At 39.6% G+C, this 18,680-nt stretch carries 19 protein-coding genes; 16 read left to right on the top strand and 3 right to left on the bottom strand.

The window, feature by feature from the left end; all coding sequences use genetic code 11:
* The first annotated feature begins 1 nt into the window (after position 1).
* From LC090_RS10550 to LC090_RS10490, 13 genes are all read left to right on the top strand, one after another.
* On the top strand, positions 2–1,639 hold the full coding sequence (locus tag LC090_RS10550; RefSeq protein WP_226657854.1) for a sigma-54 interaction domain-containing protein: 1,638 nt from the start codon (positions 2–4) through the stop codon (positions 1,637–1,639).
* Between the two features lie 83 nt (positions 1,640–1,722).
* Positions 1,723–2,616 (top strand): ketopantoate reductase family protein, encoded by an 894-nt coding sequence (locus tag LC090_RS10545; RefSeq protein ID WP_226657852.1) that lies wholly within the window; start codon positions 1,723–1,725, stop codon positions 2,614–2,616.
* A gap of 426 nt (positions 2,617–3,042) precedes the next feature.
* Positions 3,043–4,191, top strand: a complete 1,149-nt coding sequence (locus LC090_RS10540) for an acyl-CoA dehydrogenase family protein (protein ID WP_224880344.1) — start codon at positions 3,043–3,045, stop codon at positions 4,189–4,191.
* A gap of 51 nt (positions 4,192–4,242) precedes the next feature.
* Positions 4,243–6,210, top strand: a complete 1,968-nt coding sequence (locus LC090_RS10535; RefSeq protein ID WP_226657850.1) for a TRAP transporter permease — start codon at positions 4,243–4,245, stop codon at positions 6,208–6,210.
* Positions 6,211–6,223: 13 nt separating this feature from the next.
* Positions 6,224–7,225 carry a TAXI family TRAP transporter solute-binding subunit gene (locus LC090_RS10530; RefSeq protein WP_226657848.1) on the top strand — a complete coding sequence of 334 codons (1,002 nt, stop codon included), beginning with the start codon at positions 6,224–6,226 and terminating at the stop codon, positions 7,223–7,225.
* A 36-nt stretch (positions 7,226–7,261) separates the two neighbouring features.
* A complete protein-coding gene (locus LC090_RS10525; protein WP_226657846.1) occupies positions 7,262–8,884 on the top strand; it encodes a long-chain-fatty-acid--CoA ligase in 1,623 nt (540 codons plus the stop codon).
* A 5-nt stretch (positions 8,885–8,889) separates the two neighbouring features.
* A complete protein-coding gene (locus LC090_RS10520; protein ID WP_226657844.1) occupies positions 8,890–9,756 on the top strand; it encodes a 3-hydroxyacyl-CoA dehydrogenase family protein in 867 nt (288 codons plus the stop codon).
* A gap of 21 nt (positions 9,757–9,777) precedes the next feature.
* Positions 9,778–10,551 (top strand): enoyl-CoA hydratase/isomerase family protein, encoded by a 774-nt coding sequence (locus LC090_RS10515; RefSeq protein ID WP_226657842.1) that lies wholly within the window; start codon positions 9,778–9,780, stop codon positions 10,549–10,551.
* Positions 10,552–10,968: a PaaI family thioesterase gene (locus LC090_RS10510; protein ID WP_226657840.1), complete on the top strand. Its 417-nt coding sequence runs from the start codon at positions 10,552–10,554 to the stop codon at positions 10,966–10,968.
* 38 nt (positions 10,969–11,006) lie between these two features.
* On the top strand, positions 11,007–11,852 hold the full coding sequence (locus LC090_RS10505; RefSeq protein WP_226658449.1) for a 3-hydroxyacyl-CoA dehydrogenase family protein: 846 nt from the start codon (positions 11,007–11,009) through the stop codon (positions 11,850–11,852).
* Positions 11,853–11,867: 15 nt separating this feature from the next.
* The gene (locus LC090_RS10500; protein WP_226657838.1) at positions 11,868–13,016 is read left to right on the top strand and encodes an acyl-CoA dehydrogenase family protein; all 1,149 of its coding nucleotides are present in this window, start codon (positions 11,868–11,870) and stop codon (positions 13,014–13,016) included.
* 13 nt (positions 13,017–13,029) lie between these two features.
* Positions 13,030–14,220: a thiolase family protein gene (locus LC090_RS10495; RefSeq protein ID WP_226657836.1), complete on the top strand. Its 1,191-nt coding sequence runs from the start codon at positions 13,030–13,032 to the stop codon at positions 14,218–14,220.
* Between the two features lie 93 nt (positions 14,221–14,313).
* Entirely contained in the window at positions 14,314–14,790 is a 477-nt protein-coding gene (locus LC090_RS10490; RefSeq protein ID WP_226657834.1) for a GNAT family N-acetyltransferase, read from the top strand.
* A gap of 93 nt (positions 14,791–14,883) precedes the next feature.
* Here LC090_RS10490 and LC090_RS10485 read toward each other — a convergent pair whose 3' ends face one another.
* Positions 14,884–15,510 carry a DUF6944 family repetitive protein gene (locus LC090_RS10485; protein WP_226657831.1) on the bottom strand — a complete coding sequence of 209 codons (627 nt, stop codon included), beginning with the start codon at positions 15,508–15,510 and terminating at the stop codon, positions 14,884–14,886.
* Between the two features lie 248 nt (positions 15,511–15,758).
* Here LC090_RS10485 and LC090_RS10480 point away from each other — a divergent pair, with 248 nt between their 5' ends.
* The 3 genes from LC090_RS10480 to LC090_RS22165 are packed head-to-tail and all read left to right on the top strand — an operon-like array spanning position 15,759 to position 17,228.
* Entirely contained in the window at positions 15,759–16,742 is a 984-nt protein-coding gene (locus LC090_RS10480) for an aldo/keto reductase (protein WP_226657829.1), read from the top strand.
* 21 nt (positions 16,743–16,763) lie between these two features.
* On the top strand, positions 16,764–16,958 hold the full coding sequence (locus LC090_RS10475) for a hypothetical protein (protein WP_226657827.1): 195 nt from the start codon (positions 16,764–16,766) through the stop codon (positions 16,956–16,958).
* Between the two features lie 24 nt (positions 16,959–16,982).
* On the top strand, positions 16,983–17,228 hold the full coding sequence (locus LC090_RS22165; protein ID WP_226658448.1) for an OsmC family protein: 246 nt from the start codon (positions 16,983–16,985) through the stop codon (positions 17,226–17,228).
* A 46-nt stretch (positions 17,229–17,274) separates the two neighbouring features.
* On the opposite strand, the gene LC090_RS10465 is transcribed toward LC090_RS22165, so the two are convergent.
* Both LC090_RS10465 and LC090_RS10460 read right to left on the bottom strand, forming a co-directional pair.
* A complete protein-coding gene (locus tag LC090_RS10465; protein WP_226657825.1) occupies positions 17,275–17,586 on the bottom strand; it encodes a YrhK family protein in 312 nt (103 codons plus the stop codon).
* A gap of 98 nt (positions 17,587–17,684) precedes the next feature.
* Positions 17,685–18,596: a LysR family transcriptional regulator gene (locus tag LC090_RS10460; RefSeq protein WP_226657823.1), complete on the bottom strand. Its 912-nt coding sequence runs from the start codon at positions 18,594–18,596 to the stop codon at positions 17,685–17,687.
* Between the last annotated feature and the right edge of the window lie 84 nt (positions 18,597–18,680).

Below are 18,680 nucleotides of genomic sequence, written 5' to 3'. Positions count from 1 at the left end.
TTTGGACTTTTCAATTATTTCTCAACTACCTTTTCCTGCTTTCATTTCAAAAAAAGGAATCATTTTTTCTACAAATAACGCTTTTCACTCCATCATCAAAGACGCTGAAGAAGAACCTATTGAAGAGATTTTTGACAACGTAGAGAAACACGAAACTTTTATTATAGCCTGGTATAAGGACAAACGAATGTTGTTCATTACAAAACAGAAGAATCAGTACGTCTATTATATCGGAGTAGAGGACACACATTTCTATGATCTGGAAAAACAGGTAACAGAACTTGAAAACCTTAACAGGGAATTGGATTCAATCATCGATAATTCATATGACGGGATCTATATTACCGACAACAAAGGGATCACCTTAAAAACCAATACAGCAATTGAACGACTTACTGGCATCCCAAAAGAATATTATATCGGGAAAAACGTTGATCGACTAGTCAATCGCGGCATACTTAAAGATTCAGTAACAAAGAAGGTTCTGAAACAACGCCGAACCGTTTCTGTCGTGCAGGACAATTTCGAAGGTAAAGAAACGTTGATTACCGGTAGCCCAATCTTCAATAAACAAGGTGACATTGAAAAGGTGATCACGAACATACGAGATCTTTCTGAATTAAACAGACTTATATCCGAGTTGAATAGTGTTCAAAAGAAGAATGCTGAATATGAAAAAGAACTCGAACTGTTAAAAGGATATTCAAACTCAGGAATCATTATTGAGAGTGAAACGATGAAAGAACTTTATGAAACTGCCACTAGAATCGCGAATTTTGATGCAACAGTTCTTATATTAGGTGAAACGGGTGTAGGAAAAGACGTTCTTGCTCGATTTATTTATTCAAAAAGCAAGAGAGCTTCAACCGGAGACTTTATTAAAGTAAATTGCGGTGCTATACCACAAGAGTTAATTGAGTCAGAGCTCTTCGGTTATGAAGGCGGCGCATTTACTGGCGCGAATCGCAATGGTAAGCCTGGAATGTTTGAAATGGCGGACGAGGGGGTTCTGTTTCTTGATGAAGTAGGTGAACTCCCACTAAAGACGCAAGTGAAATTACTTCAAGTCATTCAGGATAATACCATTCAACGCGTTGGTGCTACAAAACTGAAAAAGGTCGATGTAAGGATTATAGCTGCAACCAATCGTAATCTCCTCCAGATGGTAACGGAGAAGGAATTCAGAGAGGATTTATTTTATCGTCTCAATGTCATACCGCTCTCCATCCCTCCATTAAGAGAAAGAAGAGATGATATCCTACCACTAATCCAGTTCTTTCTAAATCGAACAAATTTAAAATATAACCTTGATAAGCACTTAAAAGCCGATCTTAAAAGTTCTCTATATGAATTGGACTGGAAAGGGAATGTAAGAGAAATGGCTAATTTAATTGAACGAATGGTGTTAACTACCTCCGAACGAGCAATTTCTTACGACCACCTTCCTGATGGTTATAAAAAGGAAAGGGCAATTCCTCATATTCACAGCCTTAAAGAGGCAGTCGAAACGACAGAGCGTAAAATATTAGAAGATGCCTATTCAACATACAAAAGCACATATGAAATTTCTCGAATTTTAAATACCAGTCAACCTACTATTGTCAGGAAACTAAGGAAATATCAAATCGGCCAATCATGACTTATATACTCCAGCACTCGCCTCTGGCGAGTTTTTTTCTTGGCATCAAACTTGCAATATTTAAGGGAAAGGAGGCAGAGACAATGAAAATTGGAATTGCTGGAACAGGAGCAGTGGGTGGTTATATTGGCGGAATACTAGCACTCGCCAATCATGAGGTTGTTTTTTTATCCCGAGGGACTAATTTGCTCAGAATGCAAGAACGAGGTTTGAAAATCAAAAGCTCTGTAGATGAAGAAATTATTTATAAGGAATTTACACATTCACTGGATACATTTAGCGATGTCGACCTCATTATATTAAGTGTCAAATCAAACGATACACTCATTATGACTAAACAGTTGAGCCATAATATATCTTCTAGTACGCCCGTTCTTCTTATGCAAAACGGAGTTAGTAATGAAGAAATTGCAATGAAATATTTCGATCCTACTCGCCTATATACAGCTGCTGTCTATTTAACATCTAGAATGACAGAACCAGGTATCATCGAGATGTCAGGTAAACCTAGATTAACGATTGGGTCATTAGATTCTGGAAATATAGAGGAAGCAAAGTCTCTCACTCATTTGTTTAATAAAGCAGGAATTCAATCGAAGACATCATCAAATGTAATGCGGGCTAAATGGAAGAAACTGTTGTGGAATGTAACGTTTAATCCTCTTTCTGCCTACGCAGGTGTCACAGTAGGACAAATCATCAACCAACCAGAACTACGTGAAATAGCTGAGAGAGCTTTAGTGGAAGGGATGCAAATAGCGAGTCATAAAGGGTTCTATTTTCAGGATGAGCTGATCAATCAAATATTCGTTGGGGCAAGAAAAGCAGATAATCATTATACAAGCATGCTCCAAGATCGACTAAACGGAAAACAACTCGAGATTGAATCGATATGTGGATACTTTTTGAAAGAAGCGACGAAGCGAGGTGTTTCTATCCCAGTTATTCAATCACTTTATAACCATTTAGCAACTTAAAAGAAAGAAGCTTTTCGCTAAAAACCATTTACTTAAATCGTTTAAGGATTATGGCTGATTCATTTATGAATCAGTGCATCGTCATACGATCATAGCGATTCTTTTATCGATAGCTATATGTTAATGAAACGTGTTGATTTTGATTCACTTACGTTTTTTGATGCTTAAAATAAACAATATAACGATAAACTCTAACATAAATAGTTTGTATGTCACTACTAACAGATCTTGCTTACTAGAAATCATTAAAAGCGATACAAAAATGAATTAATAATTCATTTTTGTATCGCTTTTTCGATTTTTTTTTAACCATTTTTATTTCCGGAATGAATATAAACCTCGTAAATAAGCTGTTTTTGAGCTTTTTTAAAAAATGGCATAAAACTTGCAATCAATTAAAGTAACAAAAGTAAGGGGGAACCTATTATGACTGCAACGATTACAAGTGAATTACAACAGATGAAAGCGATGATTCGAAACTTTGTTGAGAATGAGATTGAACCATATGCTCAGCAAATTGAAGAAGAAGATACGATTCCAGAGCATTTGATCGAAAAAGCAAAAGAACTTGGCCTATTTGGAATGAGCATCCCAGAGGAATATGGGGGAATCGGATTAAATACAGAAGGAAAAGCTGTCGTATTAGAACAGCTTGGACGAACGCACAATGGGTATGTTTCATTAATTAGTGCGCATACCGGGATTGGAAGTACGGGGTTGGTGAAATTAGCTTCTGAATCTCTTAAACAAAAGTACTTACCTGATATGGCTGCTGGAAACAAAATTGCCGCATTTGCTTTATCTGAACCTGGAGCCGGATCAGACGCAACGAACCTATCAACCAATGCAGTAAAACAAGGGAATAAATGGATTATTAATGGTATGAAGCATTTTATTACCAACGGTCCTGTTGCAGACGTCTTTACTGTCATTGCCTCTACTGATAAATCAAAGGGAGCTAAAGGTGGCATTACCGCATTTCTAGTAGAAAAGAATTTCCCGGGACTACTTGTTGGCAAACGCGATAAAAAGATGGGGTTAAAAGGTTCCTATACATGCCAGATCATTTTTGAAGATTGTGAAGTACCAGAAGAAAATGTAATCGGTGAAGTCGGAATGGGATACATATCAGCACTCAAAATTCTCGGTGAAGGGCGGATTGGTCTTGCTGCTCGTGCAGTAGGTTCCTGTGATAAATTAATCGAGATGTCTGCAAGTTATGCGAAAGAACGTATACAATTTGGAAAGCCTATTGCTTCCAATCAAGCGATTCAGTGGATGCTTGCTGATATGGCAACAGAAACGGAAGCAGCTAGGGCACTAACGACCATGGCAGCTAAGAAAGTTGATGAAGGAAAAAAAGTGATTAAAGAAGCATCGATGGCAAAACTCTATGCCTCTGAAGTATTCAACCGCGTTGCTGATAAAGCGGTACAGATTCATGGCGGGATGGGGTATGTCTCTGATTATCCAGTTGAACGCTTTTACAGAGATGCTCGGATTACTAAGATTTATGAAGGAACAAGTGAAATTCAGCGCATGATTATTTCAAGACACATACTAGATGAGAATTAAACTTTCGATTTACTCAAACGACGGATACTGCGAAGAAAGGAGCTGGATTGTTTGAGTCAACGTTATTCTGAAAATCCCGTTCAGAAAATCGATACGACTATTAAAGATAAACCAGCCTATATCGAAGAGATATGGGCAAAGAGAAAAGCCAATTGGAATCCAGCAAGAATTCTCATTCTTGTAACATCTGTTTTAGCTATTGGTTTATCACTCTTTCACATTTATACGGCTGGTTTTGGAACGCTATCCTCCTGGCAGCAGAGAAGTATCCACGTGGTCTGGGCACTTCTGTTAATCTTTCTTATCTTCCCATTTCGAAAAGGAAAGAAATTTGGATCTATTGATTTGCTATTTGTTTTAGCAACAATAGTAGAGACTGGTTTTATCCTTTTTCAAGGTGACGCCATTCAAAGTAGACAAGGGAACCCAAACATGACCGATATTATTCTCGGAAGTATTTTCATAGGATTAGTGCTTGAAGCAACACGTAGGACAAATGGCTTTCTTATGGCTTGTATTGGTTTGTTTTTCATGGGTTACATCTTTTTGGGTCCCTATTTTCCCGGTGCGCTAGCTCACCCAGGAGTAAGATATGGGAAAATGGTGGATCAAATGTTTAATGGCACACTAGGAATTTTCAGTGCTCCCATCTATATCAGTTCAACCGTTTTAATATTATTTGTGATTTTTGGAGCGTTTTTAATGCGTTCTGGTGGAGGACAGTTTTTTACGAATTTTGCTTTTGGTGCACTTGGTCATCGTGCAGGAGGACCTGCATTATCAGCAGTTGGAGCTAGTGCAATGGTTGCAACGATTACGGGAAATGGAGCGGCGAATGCAGCTGTAACTGGATCCTTCACGATTCCTCTAATGAAGAAACTTGGGTATAGTAAACGATTCGCTGCAGCGGTTGAAGCAGTTGCTTCACAGGGTGGACAAATAATGCCACCCATTATGGGAGCCTCCGTCTTCATCATGGCTGAGACTACGGGTATCCCTTATATAACGCTCGCTTTATATGCATTAATTCCCGCAATTATATACTTCTTAATTGCAGGGTTTATCGTGTATTACCATGCGAAACGTTTGCACATGGAAGGCATTCCGAAAGAACAACTTCCCGATCCAAAAAGGGTACTTCTAACTCAAGGCTATCTATTTCTTCCAATTCTTATGATTATTTACTTAATGATTGATGGATTTAGCCCAATGAAAGCAGGCTTTTATGGAATCATAGCTACGATTCTTTTAAGCTGGATTAGAAAAATGACGAGAATGAATATATTGGATATTCTCGCTTCACTCGAAAGTGGTGCTAGAAGTGCACTAGCCGTTATTTCTGCCTGTGCGACTGCCGGTATTATTGTTGGTGCTGTATCCCTAACTGGGCTTGGTCTTACGTTCTCAAGATTTATGATTGATACGGCGGGAGGTCATTTATTTCTTCTTCTCATCATGTTAGCCATTGCTTCAATCATCCTTGGTATGGGAATGCCAACCGTTTCAGCATACGTCATTCTTGCCGTTTTAGGGGTTCCTGCGTTAGTGGAGATGAATGTTAACGTTGTGGCTGCCCATATGTTTGTATTTTATTTTGGCGTAATGTCAGGACTTACTCCTCCAGTTGCAATCACAGCTTATACGACGGCAGGAATTGCTGGATCTAATCCATCATCAACCGCGTTTTACGCGATTCGTATTGCTCTTGGCGGATTTTTTGTTCCATTTGTCTTTGTATATAACCCCGAATTGTTACTTCAAGGCGGTGATATTCCTGCCATCATTACTGCATTGCTATCTGCTGCAGTTAGCTGTGTACTTTTTGCAGGTGCAGTGGAAGGATATTGGTTTGGACATGTCACTCCACTAAAAAGAACAATTTTATTTATCAGTGCTATATTACTTGTTATGCCTGGCTTAATGGGAGACTTAATAGGACTTATTCTTGTCGTCTTCACGTACATCTGGCAACGTCCTCGGCGTGTCGGTAAAAGCTCACCGCAAGAAATAAGTGGATAAAAGGAGGATTTTAATGCGCAAATCATTAATTAGTCTATTGGTAACGCTTACACTAATCGTTATAACGGCTTGTGGAAATAGTGCTTCTAGTGATGGTGAAGGGCTTGAGGCACCTGATAAATTCTTGAAAGTTGGTTCAGGACCTATGGGTTCAGGCTGGTACCCGATTACAACTGCACTGTCAGAATTATATATGGATCACTTTTCAGGACTTAACGTTTCACAGATTGAAGGTGGAAGTACATCGAACTTGAAATCCCTTCAAATCGGTGATATCCAATATGGGATTCATTACACTTCTGATTTTGCAGATGCAATTAAAGGGACTGGAAGCTTTGATGAAAAGTTAGACAAGGTAGCTGGACTTACTTCTCTTTATCCGGTCTATCAGACAATCGCTACCCTCGCAGAAAATGATGAGATTAATGAGGTAGAAGATATCGTTGATCAACACATCTTCTTAGGTCCCAAAGGCGGTGGAGGCCCAGTGGCCTTCTGGAGGATGATGGAGGAATATGGTATCAACGAAAATTCTATAAAGGATGCAGGTGGAAAGATTTCATACGGAAATTATTCAGATGGGGCATCTATGTTAAAAGACGGGATTGTCGACGTCTTTGTTGGAGGGGGTGCACCGCAAGTGACGTCTCTTCAAGAAATAGAAGTCACAAAACCTGTTAAGGTTATTCCAATTGACGAAGAAAAACTTAAAGCAATTAGCGATAAAGGATTAGGAATTTCTAATGACAACCTTCCAGGAGGCACGTACAAAGGGTTAGATGAAGACATTCCAACTTACACCCTTGTTGCGATGTTTAGCGTACGCTCAGACCTACCAGAAGATTACGTTTATAACTTGACGAAAGTATTTTGGGAAAACCAGGATCCTTTCAAGGAACAAATTCCACAAAGAGCAAAGAACTTCACGTTGGAAACGGCTTTGGATGGGATCGATCCAGAAACACTTCATCCAGGAGCAAAGAAATATTTTGAAGAAGAAGGGATCATTCAATAAAAAAAGGAAAAGAAATTCTCAAAGGTGGGAATGGCAGTGGATAAACTGATCGATCGACCATGGTACCGATTTTACCCGGAAGTTATGAACAATTCCCCATCACTACCGGAATGTTCTGTGTACCAATTGCTTCAAGATAGCGTGAAAAAATACGGACAAAAAATTGCACTTCGTTTTCAAGATCAACATATCTCGTATATAGAATTGCAGGAGAAAGTGAATCGGCTCGCCTCATCCTGGCATGAAAGGGGCATAAAAAAAGGAGAACGAATCGGCTTGATGTTACCGAATCAGCCTATGTATGTCTATGCCTATTATGCAGCTCAGAAGTTAGGAGCTACTGTGGTACAGATGAATCCGATGTATATGCCCAGGGAAATTGAAGAGATATCATACGAGGTAGGTCTTTCTTATCTCGTGACAGAGAGCAAGTACTTGGAAAAACTTGAAATTGTGATGAAATCCTATTCTTATGATCAGCTATTTCTTACAGATCAGAACTCTTCCATTTTATTACCAAATGTTCACTTCATTGAACAGCTTATTGAAAACAGCACATCGGATCATGAAGCCGTACCCGTACCAATTCAAGCAAAAGATGATATTGCCGTCATCCAGTTTACAGGTGGTACTACAGGAAAAATGAAAGGCGCTATGCTAACACATTATAACCTTGTTTCTAATGTGATCCAGAGTCATTTAATGTATGGAGATGAGATGAAGCTGGGGGAGGAAGTCACGTTAACGGCAACCCCTCTTTATCATGTTTACGCCATGACAAGCGGAATGAATTTAAGTATTTATATAGGGGCTACCAATATTATCGTACCTAAGTTCGATGTAAACGACGTGTTACGAATCATTAGGGAAGACCAGCCTACATTTTTCCCAGGTGTACCAACGATGTACAACGCTTTTGTTAATCACCCAGATGTAAAGGAATACGGACTCAATTGCTTTAAATTTTGTTCTAGCGGGTCTGCTCCACTTCCGATTGAAGTGATCAATCGTTTTGAAGAAATAACAGGCGCAGTCATCGGAGAGGGTTTTGGCATGTCAGAAACATCCCCTTCTACACATCGAAATCCACCATTCGGTGAAAGAAAGATTGGTAGTATCGGTATCCCTTTCCCAGGAACAGATTGTCAAATCGTTGATGGAGATGGAAATGAACTTCCTCCTAAAAGTGTTGGAGAGCTCGCCATCAAAGGACCTCAAGTAATGAAAGGTTACTGGAATAAACCAGAGGAAACGAGTAAGAGCTTAAAAAACGGATGGCTACTCACTGGTGATCTTGCAACGATGGATAAGGATGGTTACTTCTATATCGTGGGACGAAAAAAGGAAATGATTATTACAGGAGGATTTAATGTTTATCCTCAGGAAATCGAGAGCGTCCTGTATGAACATCCTTCTGTGAAAGAAGCCGCTGTTATTGGGGTCCCTCATGAATACAGCGGCGAAAGAGTGAAAGCATTCGTTGTTGTTAAAGACAGTTCCATCTCAGAAGAAGAACTCGTTGCCTATTGTTACGAGCATTTAACAAAATACAAAGTTCCAAAGCAAATTGAGATAAGAGACTCATTGCCCAGGAATACAGTAGGAAAGTTACTCAAACGGCTTCTGATTAAAGAAGAAACGATCGAAATAAGGAGGTAACCATTATGGATAATGGACGAGTTAATAGAGTTGGTGTGATTGGATCAGGAACCATGGGGGCTCAGATTGCAATGGTTTGTGCTCTTGCTGGCTATCCAGTTATTTTAAACGATATAGAAGAAAGTAGCCTTGATAAAGCCAGAAAGTCACTTGTTGGCCATATGGAACGCAGAATTAAGAAAGGAAAATTGACAGAAGGACAGGTGGAAGAAGCTTTTCACTTGATTCACTTTAGTACTTCTCTAAACGATTTCAAAGAAGTTGACCTTGTTATCGAGGCAATCATTGAGAAGCTAGAAGTCAAAAGAGAACTGTTTGCTAAACTCGATCAAATCTGCCCAAATCATTGCATCCTTGCGACAAATAGCTCGACAATCGTAAGTTCAAAAATAGCAGACGCAACGGACCGTCCTGAAGCTGTATGCAACATCCATTTCTTCAATCCTGCGCTCGTCATGGATTTGGTAGAAGTTGTAAAAGGACCGCATACGTCTGATCAAACAGCAGTGACAGCTTATGAATTTGTAGAATCCCTACAGAAAACGCCGGTTCTACTACAAAAAGAAATTTCAGGATTTGTCGCAAACAGGATTTTAGGAAAGCTAATGGACGAAGCGGTTTTCTTACTCGAGAACGGATACGCAACCCACGAAGAGATCGATCTCGTGTGCACAAAAGCATTAAATCATCCGATCGGACCTTTTGCACTCATGGACCTTACCGGCATCGATGTGAACTATTATGTACGATTACAGCGATATGAAGAATCAGGAAATGAAGCAGATCGACCTGCACGAATTGTAGAAGAGAAAGTAAACAAAGGGGAACTAGGGAGAAAGACGGGGAAAGGCTTTTATAACTATCAAACTTAAAAAGAAGGGAGTCATTCAACCATGGAAAATATTAGTGTAACTCATGAAGATCATCTTGCTTATGTAATGATTTCAAGACCTGACGTGAGGAACGCATTGAATAAAGAAACATTAATTGAACTAAAACAAGCCCTGGAGAAACTTGAAAAAATGGACGAAGTGAAATGTGTCATCATCACAGGAGAAGGCGCTAAATCGTTTGCTGCTGGAGCAGACATTTCACAGCTTGAAAAGAAGACAATGTATGATGCATTTAAATCGGGTAGCATGCAAGAAATCTATGACTATATTGAAGGCTACACAAAGCCAACTATTGCAATGGTAAACGGTTATGCGCTCGGTGGAGGATGCGAGCTTGCAATGGCATGTGATATCAGAATTGCAGCTACTCATGCTAAATTTGGATTACCGGAATTAAATCTATCTATTATTCCTGGTGCAGGCGGAACTCAGCGCCTAACGAGACTTGTTGGCAGAGGAAAGGCACTAGAAATGATTTTAACAGGTAAATTGATTACGAGTGAAGAAGCCGCTGCGATTGGTTTGATTTCGGACATGGCTGAAACCTCGCAGTTAAAAGAAAAAACAGTTGAAATCGCCCAGCAAATTATTAGTAAAGGTCCAATGGCTGTCATGATGGCAAAGCTTGCCGTAAATATGGGAGCGGATACAGATATGAAAACTGGTTTACTCATTGAAAAACTTTCACAAGCGATTCTTTTTGCTTCAGAAGACAAAAACGAAGGAACGAGAGCTTTTCTTGAGAAAAGAAAGCCCGTTTTTCAAGGTAAATAAATGGAGACAAATACTAGCAACCTATATGACAGTGTAAGAAATGATTTTGAAACAAGCCCCTTTTTTAACTTATTAGGTTTTGAATTAAGTTCGATTACTGAAGATGAGGTCATACTAGAATTACCAGTGGAAACAAAACTATTAAACACGCATGGAAGTTTGCACGGCGGTGTATATGCAACGATGATCGACAATATTATTAGTTTAAAAATGCGTTCTTTGATCGGTAATCCTGTCATCACGATTAATCTAACAATCAACTACGTTGCTCCTATCACAAGCGGGAAGATTATTGCAAAAGCATTTGTATATGGGGAAGGCAAGCGAACGAAAATGGGTGAAGGTGTTGTAATGGATGAGAATGGAAAACTCCTTGCAAAAGGAAGTGGGACGTTTAAAGTGATTCATCCGAAATAACGATATTCAGTTATAGAAAAGAGGCGTTATGATTGTCAATTCAAAAACTAGCCGTGATCGGTGCAGGAACGATGGGGAGGGGAATCGCCTATTCCGCTGCTGCAGCAGGGCTCTCGGTCATCCTTCAAGATGTCAGTGAGGTTTCATTAGATCAGTCTAAATCTTATTTAAAATCCCAATTTGATCGATCCGTAAGTAAAGAGATTCTTTCGAAAGAATTAGCTGAAAAACGATTTAACGAAATTGAATTTACAACAGAACTATCTGTAGCAGCAAGGGACCGTGATTTAGTTATCGAAGCTGTTCTTGAAATTATGGAACTGAAAACGAGTATTTTTCAACAGCTAGATGATCTCACACCAGCTCATGCTATCTTAGCTACAAATACATCAACCATGAGTCCGACTGAAATTGCGGCCCAAACAAAGAGGCCAAATCAATGTCTTGCCCTTCACTTTTTTAATCCCGTTCCAAAGATGAAGCTGATCGAAGTGATTTGTGGTTTAGAAACATCGGAAGAAACCATTAACCAGGCAATGGCCTTTGGGAAATCCATAGGAAAGGAATGCGTTCGAATCAATGAATTTCCAGGCTTTGCTGTCAGTCGAATGAATTGTCTGATCGGCAATGAAGCCATGAATATGGTCATGGAAGGTGTTGGTTCACCAGAAGACATTGACAAGGCTATGAAACTGGGGCTAAATCATCCAATGGGTCCACTAGAACTCGCTGATCTAGTTGGGCTCGATACAAGACTTCGTAACATGCAATATCTATACGAAACGCTCGGAGAAAAATATCGACCATGTCCGATTTTAACGAAATACGTTAAAGCCGGTCGACTTGGTAGAAAAAGCGGAAGAGGATTTTATACATACGATTAAAAGGGAGAGAAAATAATGGACTTTAAATTCGATCAGGACATTCAGTTTCTTAAAACCAACATCCGCAATTTTGTTGAAAATGAAGTCGAGAAGGTTGCCATGACCATAGAGCGCGAAGATCGTATTCCAGAGCGGATCATTGAGTTGTCAAAAGAAATGGGACTATTCGGCTTAAGTATTCCAGAAAAATATGGTGGCTTAGGAATAGGCATGGTTGGAAAATGCGCTCTTTATGAAGAGTTAGGTAAAACACATAATGGTTTTACCACATTAATTGGAGCTCATACGGGCATTGGCTCGGTTGGGATCGTTGAACTCGGCAATGAAGAACAAAAGCAAAAATACTTACCCGATATGGCAAGCGGAAAGAAAATTGGCGCATTCGCCTTAACCGAACCTTCTGCGGGATCGAATGCTTCTAATTTAAAAACCACAGCAGTTAAAGAGGGAAATAAGTATATTTTGAATGGAACAAAGCACTACATTACGAATGCCACTGAAGCAGATGTTTTTACCGTAATGGCAGCAACAGATCCATCAAAAGGTGCAAAGGGAATTACTTCATTTATCGTAGAAAAGAACTTTCCGGGATTTCAGGTCGGTGCGGTTGAAGAAAAAATGGGCTTAAAAGGATCTCACTCCGCTGAACTTATTTTTGATAACTGTGAAGTTCCCGACGAAAACGTGCTTGGTGAGGTAGGGCAAGGTTACGTCAATGCATTAAAAATCTTAGCAAATGGACGAGCAGGACTCGCCGCGCGTAATCTAGGATCTTCCCAAAAATTATTAGATTTAAGCATGGACTATGTACAAGAACGCATACAATTTGGAGTTCCAATTATTGAACATCAGGCCGTTGCTCACATGGTTGCTGAAATGGGTGTGGAAATTGAAGCATTAAGATCGTTTACGTATCGCGTCGCCTGGATGGTCGATCAAGGTGAAAAAGTGATCAAAGAAGCAGCCATGCTAAAGTTATATGGATCAGAAGTATACAACAGAGTAGCAGACAAAGCGCTACAGGTTCATGGAGGAATTGGTTACATTTCCGATTATCCAATTGAGCGCTATTTTCGAGACGCGCGTATTACCCGAATTTATGAAGGAACGTCTGAAATTCAAAAGAACATTATCGCGAGTCAGCTTCGAAAAGAATATAGCTAAAGGAGGATAAGGAATGAGTGAAAACATCGTAATTGTGGAAGCAGTTAGAACACCTGTTGGACGCTATGGTGGCGTGCTAAAAAATTTAAATTCCGGTGAGTTAGCCGCTCTTGTCATTAAAGAAACGATAGACAGAGCAGGATTGTCACCTGAACTTATTGATGAGGTGATTCTTGGAGAGGTGCGCCAAACAACTGAGTCTTCAAATGTAGCAAGAGTTGCCGCTTTAAGAGCAGGTGTACCAGACATCTCTCCAGCTTTTACAATTAACCGACTTTGCGCTTCGGGAATGCAGGCTGTCGCCTCAGCTGTTCAACAAATTCAATCTAAACAAGCTGAAATACTTGTCGCTGGAGGGACAGAAAGTTTAAGTCATGCGCCTATTTACTTACGCAACAGTCGCTTTGGAGGTGATAAAACTAAATTAGTTGATTCTAATCTTGAGGCAGGTCAACAGCCGATTGAGTTATATGGTAACCGATTAGGTATGGGCATTACCGCAGAAAACGTAGCAGAAAAGTACCAGATCTCTCGGGAGGAGCAGGATGTTTTTGCCGCCGAAAGTCAACGACGTGCTTCAGTGGCAATCAATAATAGTGTATTTGCAGAAGAAATTGTCCCGGTCGAAGTAACCACTCGACGGCAAACCAATCTCATTAATCAAGATGAACATCCAAGACCTGGTACAACCGTTGAGAAACTTTCTTCATTAAATCCAGTGTTCAAGGAAGGGGGAACTGTTACAGCGGGAAATTCATGCGGAAGAAACGATGGAGCGGTTGCGATGCTTGTGATGACGGAATCGAAAGCACGTGAACTAAATCTTCAACCACTAGCACGTATTATAGACTGGGCTACTTCAGGCGTTTCACCAGAAATCATGGGGGTTGGTCCTGTCCCGGCTGTTAAAAAACTTCTTGAACGAACAGGAAAATCGTTGAAAGACATTGGGTTAATCGAATTAAATGAGGCATTCGCTTCTCAGGCCCTCGCTGTTATACGTGAACTTGGACTCCAAATGGATAAAGTGAATGTGAACGGTGGAGCGATTGCGCTTGGTCACCCACTCGGCGCTACAGGTGCACGTATTCTAACCTCGCTCATGTATGAAATGAAACGAAGAGATGAGCGTTTTGGGATCGCCACATTATGCGTCGGTGGCGGACAAGGAATGGCAATGATGGTTGAGAATATGGTTAACTAAAAAGGCGGCTTGCCGTCTTTTTAGTTGTTCGAATGGAACTGTTAAAAGATTACTCATTCAATCATAAACAAATGGAACCAAAGGAGGAGACGTATGAAGATAAGAGAATATGAAACAAAAGACATCGATCAGATTATTGAATTATTTGAACAGACGGTCCGTTCCATTAATCGAAGAGATTATTCCTATACACAGGTAGATGCTTGGGTGAATTCAACAACAAAAGAGACGAAGTCTTCAACATGGAACCAGGAATTCAAGACGAATTTTACGTATGTTGCTGATATCGAAGGAAAAGTTGTCGGATTTATTGATATGACCACATCGGGTTATCTTGATCGTTTATATATTCACCATCAATTTCAGGGAATGGGAATCGCTTCAAGTCTTTTAGAAAAAATTGAAGCGGATGCTTATAAGCAATCAATTAAGGTAATCACAACTAAAGCAAGCATTTCAGCTCGTCCTTTTTTTGATAAGCAAAATTTTCATCTCATAACGAAACAAATCGTTGAAATTCGTGGCGTTCAAATGACTAATTACCAGATGGAAAAAAAGGTAGGACAGTAATCAACTTAACGTTACTGTAGTAATTAAAAAACCTTCATTAAACATTTCTTCTACGTTTGTTACTCCTTTACTCAGTTTTATAAGAATGGAGATTCATTCTGAATTTATAGATAAATCTCCTAAGTGCTTTAAATGAAATTCCTTTGTGTAGGCAATAGCTTCTAGCAAAGAACCAGCCGTTTGAGCATAGCTTCCGACTGCAAGGATTTGCTCTCCAAGTCTAACTCGTTTCTTTTTAATATAGAAAAGGCCAATCGTCTCGATTGTAAGCGCATATGTTTGAATTGTCTGACCTGTTGTGATCGCTTTAGCAAAGGGAGATTGACTTAAACTTGAGCCCTGCGCTTCAAAACCCGCACCAATGGTTTGTATGACGTCGCCGATAATATCAATATTTAGACCTTCTTCTTCGTCTATACTAAGGGCTTGAGCTCCTCCTAATACATTCGCAATATTACCTGCTGATTGAAGCCAGGAACCAAGAATTCCTAAGTTCTTTTCGGGTGTATCTTCTGGTAAGCTTTCTCTCCCAACAGCTTGAAGAGCATTCCCCGTTGCTTCAATTGCATTCCCAATGACATAAAGATCTCCACCTACATCCTCTGCAACCGTTCCTTTCTCTTCAATCGCAACAATTGTATCACCTACTGATGCCACAGCCGCTCCCAGGGCTTGAATCCAAGCCCCCGTAACGACGGTAAGATCCCCGTATACCTGCAATCTTAATCACGCTCCTTTCCGTTCTTTCAGCTTATTCATTTAGGTAATAGGAGGTTTGTGTAGGACAATGATGATGCATGAATAAAAATCATCAGGATACCTATCTTCTCTCCCATGACATTGATAAGTTCATCTTCAAAATTTCGTTACGAAAACGGAATTAGAAATAACCAGTATGAAAACGGTTTAATCCACTTTCAATAGGGAAATTACCATGTAATGTCAGCAAAAGATATTGGAGGGAAATCATGAAATATCGACAGTTAGGACAAACCGACTTAAAGGTAAGTGAAGTTAGTTTTGGAACATGGGCCATCGGCGGAGCGTGGGGGAAAACAAATGACGCCAAAGCTCTTGAATCACTTCAATACGCGATCGATGCCGGCGTTAACTTCTTTGATACGGCAGATGTATACGGAGAGGGTCATAGTGAAGAACTTCTTGCTAAAGCAACAAAGGGGAAGGAAGATAAGATCCATATTGCAACTAAATTTTGTCGTGCAGGAGATATTCATGATCCAGCTACTTACTCTGAAGAAAGTGTACGTTCATACTGTGAAGCAAGCTTAAAACGATTGGAACGAGATCAGATTGATCTGTTTCAAATCCACTGTCCACCAATTGGAATATTAAAAGATGGAGATGTATTTCGAGTATTAGACAAGTTAAAAGAAGAAGGAAAAATACGTTATTACGGTGTCAGTGTCGAAACTATAGAAGAAGGACTATTATGTCTTGAGTATCCAGGGGTAAGCACATTGCAAGTTATTTTTAATCTTTTTAGACAGAAACCTTTAGAGGAGCTGTTCCCCAAAGCGTATGAAAAAGGGGTAGGAATCCTCACTCGTGTGCCACTAGCGAGCGGTTTATTAACTGGAAAATTCAAGAAAAACTCATCCTTCGAACAAGATGACCATCGTAATTTTAATCGAAACGGAGAAGCCTTTAACGTTGGAGAAACCTTTGCAGGGATTGAATTTGAAAAGGGTGTTGAATTAAGCAATGAGATCGATTGGATTGCTCGAGATCGTGAGAGTATGACCACTGCAGCGTTAAAATGGATCCTTGAACATAAAGAAGTCTCCTGTGTCATTCCTGGCTTTAAAAATATTGACCAGGTGAAACAGAACCTTAAAGCGGTTGAGGTTCCTGATTTTACAAAAGAAGAGATGGAGAAGCTTAAAGCATTCTATCAGCAAGAAGTTCATGGGAGCATTAGAGGAGCTTATTAAATGTAGGAAAGGAGTTTGAAAATGGGAAAGCCAATTGAAATAACCAATATACGGATTGAACAGGACAAAGGTAAAAACAGAAGGGCATATATTGCTCATTTTGAGGATCCAGTACAATATGGAGTGCATGGCGGCGTAAAAGAGTTCTACAATGCTTCTACGGAAGAAGAGTATCCTTCTACACTAGACCATATTGTAGCAGCTGCTGGCGGCTGACTAACAGGTACATTATCCGGTGCGCTGGATGCGCGCCAAATACCAACCTATCCTAATAAAGTATCAGGGACATTTGAAGGAATCATTGAAGCACCAGAAGGCATTTTAAAGATCACAAAAATCCGCTGTCATTATAAATTATCTATTCCGGTAGGTAAACGGGAAGCAGCAGAAAGAGCATTAAATGTGTTTGAACGAGGGTGCCCTGTTGCGCAAACATTGAAAGGGTGCGTGGTTTTTGAACATGATTGGGAGATAATAGAAGAATAGTAAAAGGAACGGATGAAGCCTGGCTTTGTCCGTTCCTTTTATATCGTTACGATTGTTTTTCTTCATATTCTCTTTCATAATGTTTCCGTAAATGAAAGCGATGGACCAGTCGAATCGTTGGACGAATGAGCATTTGAACACTACCTAATACAAATAAGGTTACACCCCATGTTTTCAATGTTTCATAATAGAAGAAAATACTTCCGACTAAAAACCAAATACCTAAAAGCCATTCATTAATCGTGTATAGAATGTCATACCCTTTTTTAAAAAATAGGTCGTGCTTTCCCATTTGAATGTCTACATATTCATCTTTATTCTGATTTTGCGCATCCGCATCTTGCTTCTCTTGTTCCATGAACTCATGTCCACCTTCCTTATAAACATACTTTACTCATATTTCTTCCACTCCACTAATGAATTTAATCATAGAGTGGAAGAATAATAGAATGTTTTTCAGAAAATGTAACGGTCGCTAATGCTCTTTTTTTCAACAATTGAATTTGCTAGATCAATAAACTTCTTTACTGCGAAAGGTAAGTATTTATCTTTTTTCCAAATCATACCTAACTCTAAGTTAATGTTCGACTCGCTAAGGTTAATGGCTTTAATCGAATCATTTTTGATTGAACGTGCTATTTTACTAGGGAGTAGCGCAACTCCGAGTCTTGCTTCTACCATTTCAATCATAAAATCTTTTTGAGAGCTTTGACATACGATGTTAGGATAAAAATCATTCTTCGAGCATTCTTCTAGAATGCGATCATATAAAGTGAAGTCTTCTCGATACATAATAAAGGATTCAGATGCGAGGTCAGCTAGGTGGACTTCATAATCCCCTGCTAACGTATGCTCATGATGAACAATTAACATGATGGGATCTTTGATAACCTGTACTGCTTCAAAACTACTATTTTTTAAAGGTGTGTTACAGATCAATCCAATATCGAGAGAACCGTCATCAACACCTTGTTTTATCATTTTGGACCCTACTTCGGTAAGCAAAATTTCTACTGTAGGATAGAGTGACTTAAATTGGCTGATGATCTTTGAAAAAAACGCAGCACCGATGATAGGGGGGACGCCTATTTTGATTTCCCCCTTTTTTAATTCTGTTATATCTGAGAGCTCTGCTGTTAGATTTTCACAAGCACGAAGAACATGCTGGGCATTGACCAAAACAGCCTTACCAGCATCAGTCAATTCTAATTGCTTTGAACGATAGAAAAGGGGGATTCCAAGCTCTGTTTCAAGATTTTTGATGGCTTTACTGATCGAAGGTTGTGAGACATGAAGTGTCGATGCTGCTTTTGTAAAACTTAGCTGTCTCGCCACTTCTGAAAAATATTCAAGATGACGAATCTCCAAATCTATTCACTCCTACCACTCGATTTTATGCAAAATTCTGAATTATAACCTTAGAGCATACTCAATATGCCAAATATGTATTAT

It is taken from the genome of Guptibacillus hwajinpoensis (assembly GCF_020524165.1).
Lineage (GTDB): Bacteria > Bacillota > Bacilli > Bacillales > Guptibacillaceae > Guptibacillus > Guptibacillus hwajinpoensis_D.
The sequence above is the reverse complement of the archived record's forward strand: the minus strand, read 5'-3'. Positions and strand labels throughout refer to the sequence as shown.

Excerpts from the sequence above, each read along its gene's own strand:
- LC090_RS10545 (WP_226657852.1), top strand. The coding sequence starts at position 1,723 with ATGAAAATTGGAATTGCTGGAACAGGAGCAGTGGGTGGTTATATTGGC.
- LC090_RS10540 (WP_224880344.1), top strand. The coding sequence starts at position 3,043 with ATGACTGCAACGATTACAAGTGAATTACAACAGATGAAAGCGATGATT.
- LC090_RS10530 (WP_226657848.1), top strand. The coding sequence starts at position 6,224 with ATGCGCAAATCATTAATTAGTCTATTGGTAACGCTTACACTAATCGTT.
- LC090_RS10520 (WP_226657844.1), top strand. The coding sequence starts at position 8,890 with ATGGATAATGGACGAGTTAATAGAGTTGGTGTGATTGGATCAGGAACC.
- LC090_RS10515 (WP_226657842.1), top strand. The coding sequence starts at position 9,778 with ATGGAAAATATTAGTGTAACTCATGAAGATCATCTTGCTTATGTAATG.
- LC090_RS10510 (WP_226657840.1), top strand. The coding sequence starts at position 10,552 with ATGGAGACAAATACTAGCAACCTATATGACAGTGTAAGAAATGATTTT.
- LC090_RS10500 (WP_226657838.1), top strand. The coding sequence starts at position 11,868 with ATGGACTTTAAATTCGATCAGGACATTCAGTTTCTTAAAACCAACATC.
- LC090_RS10495 (WP_226657836.1), top strand. The coding sequence starts at position 13,030 with ATGAGTGAAAACATCGTAATTGTGGAAGCAGTTAGAACACCTGTTGGA.
- LC090_RS10490 (WP_226657834.1), top strand. The coding sequence starts at position 14,314 with ATGAAGATAAGAGAATATGAAACAAAAGACATCGATCAGATTATTGAA.
- LC090_RS10480 (WP_226657829.1), top strand. The coding sequence starts at position 15,759 with ATGAAATATCGACAGTTAGGACAAACCGACTTAAAGGTAAGTGAAGTT.
- LC090_RS10475 (WP_226657827.1), top strand. The coding sequence starts at position 16,764 with ATGGGAAAGCCAATTGAAATAACCAATATACGGATTGAACAGGACAAA.
- LC090_RS10465 (WP_226657825.1), bottom strand. The coding sequence starts at position 17,586 with ATGGAACAAGAGAAGCAAGATGCGGATGCGCAAAATCAGAATAAAGAT.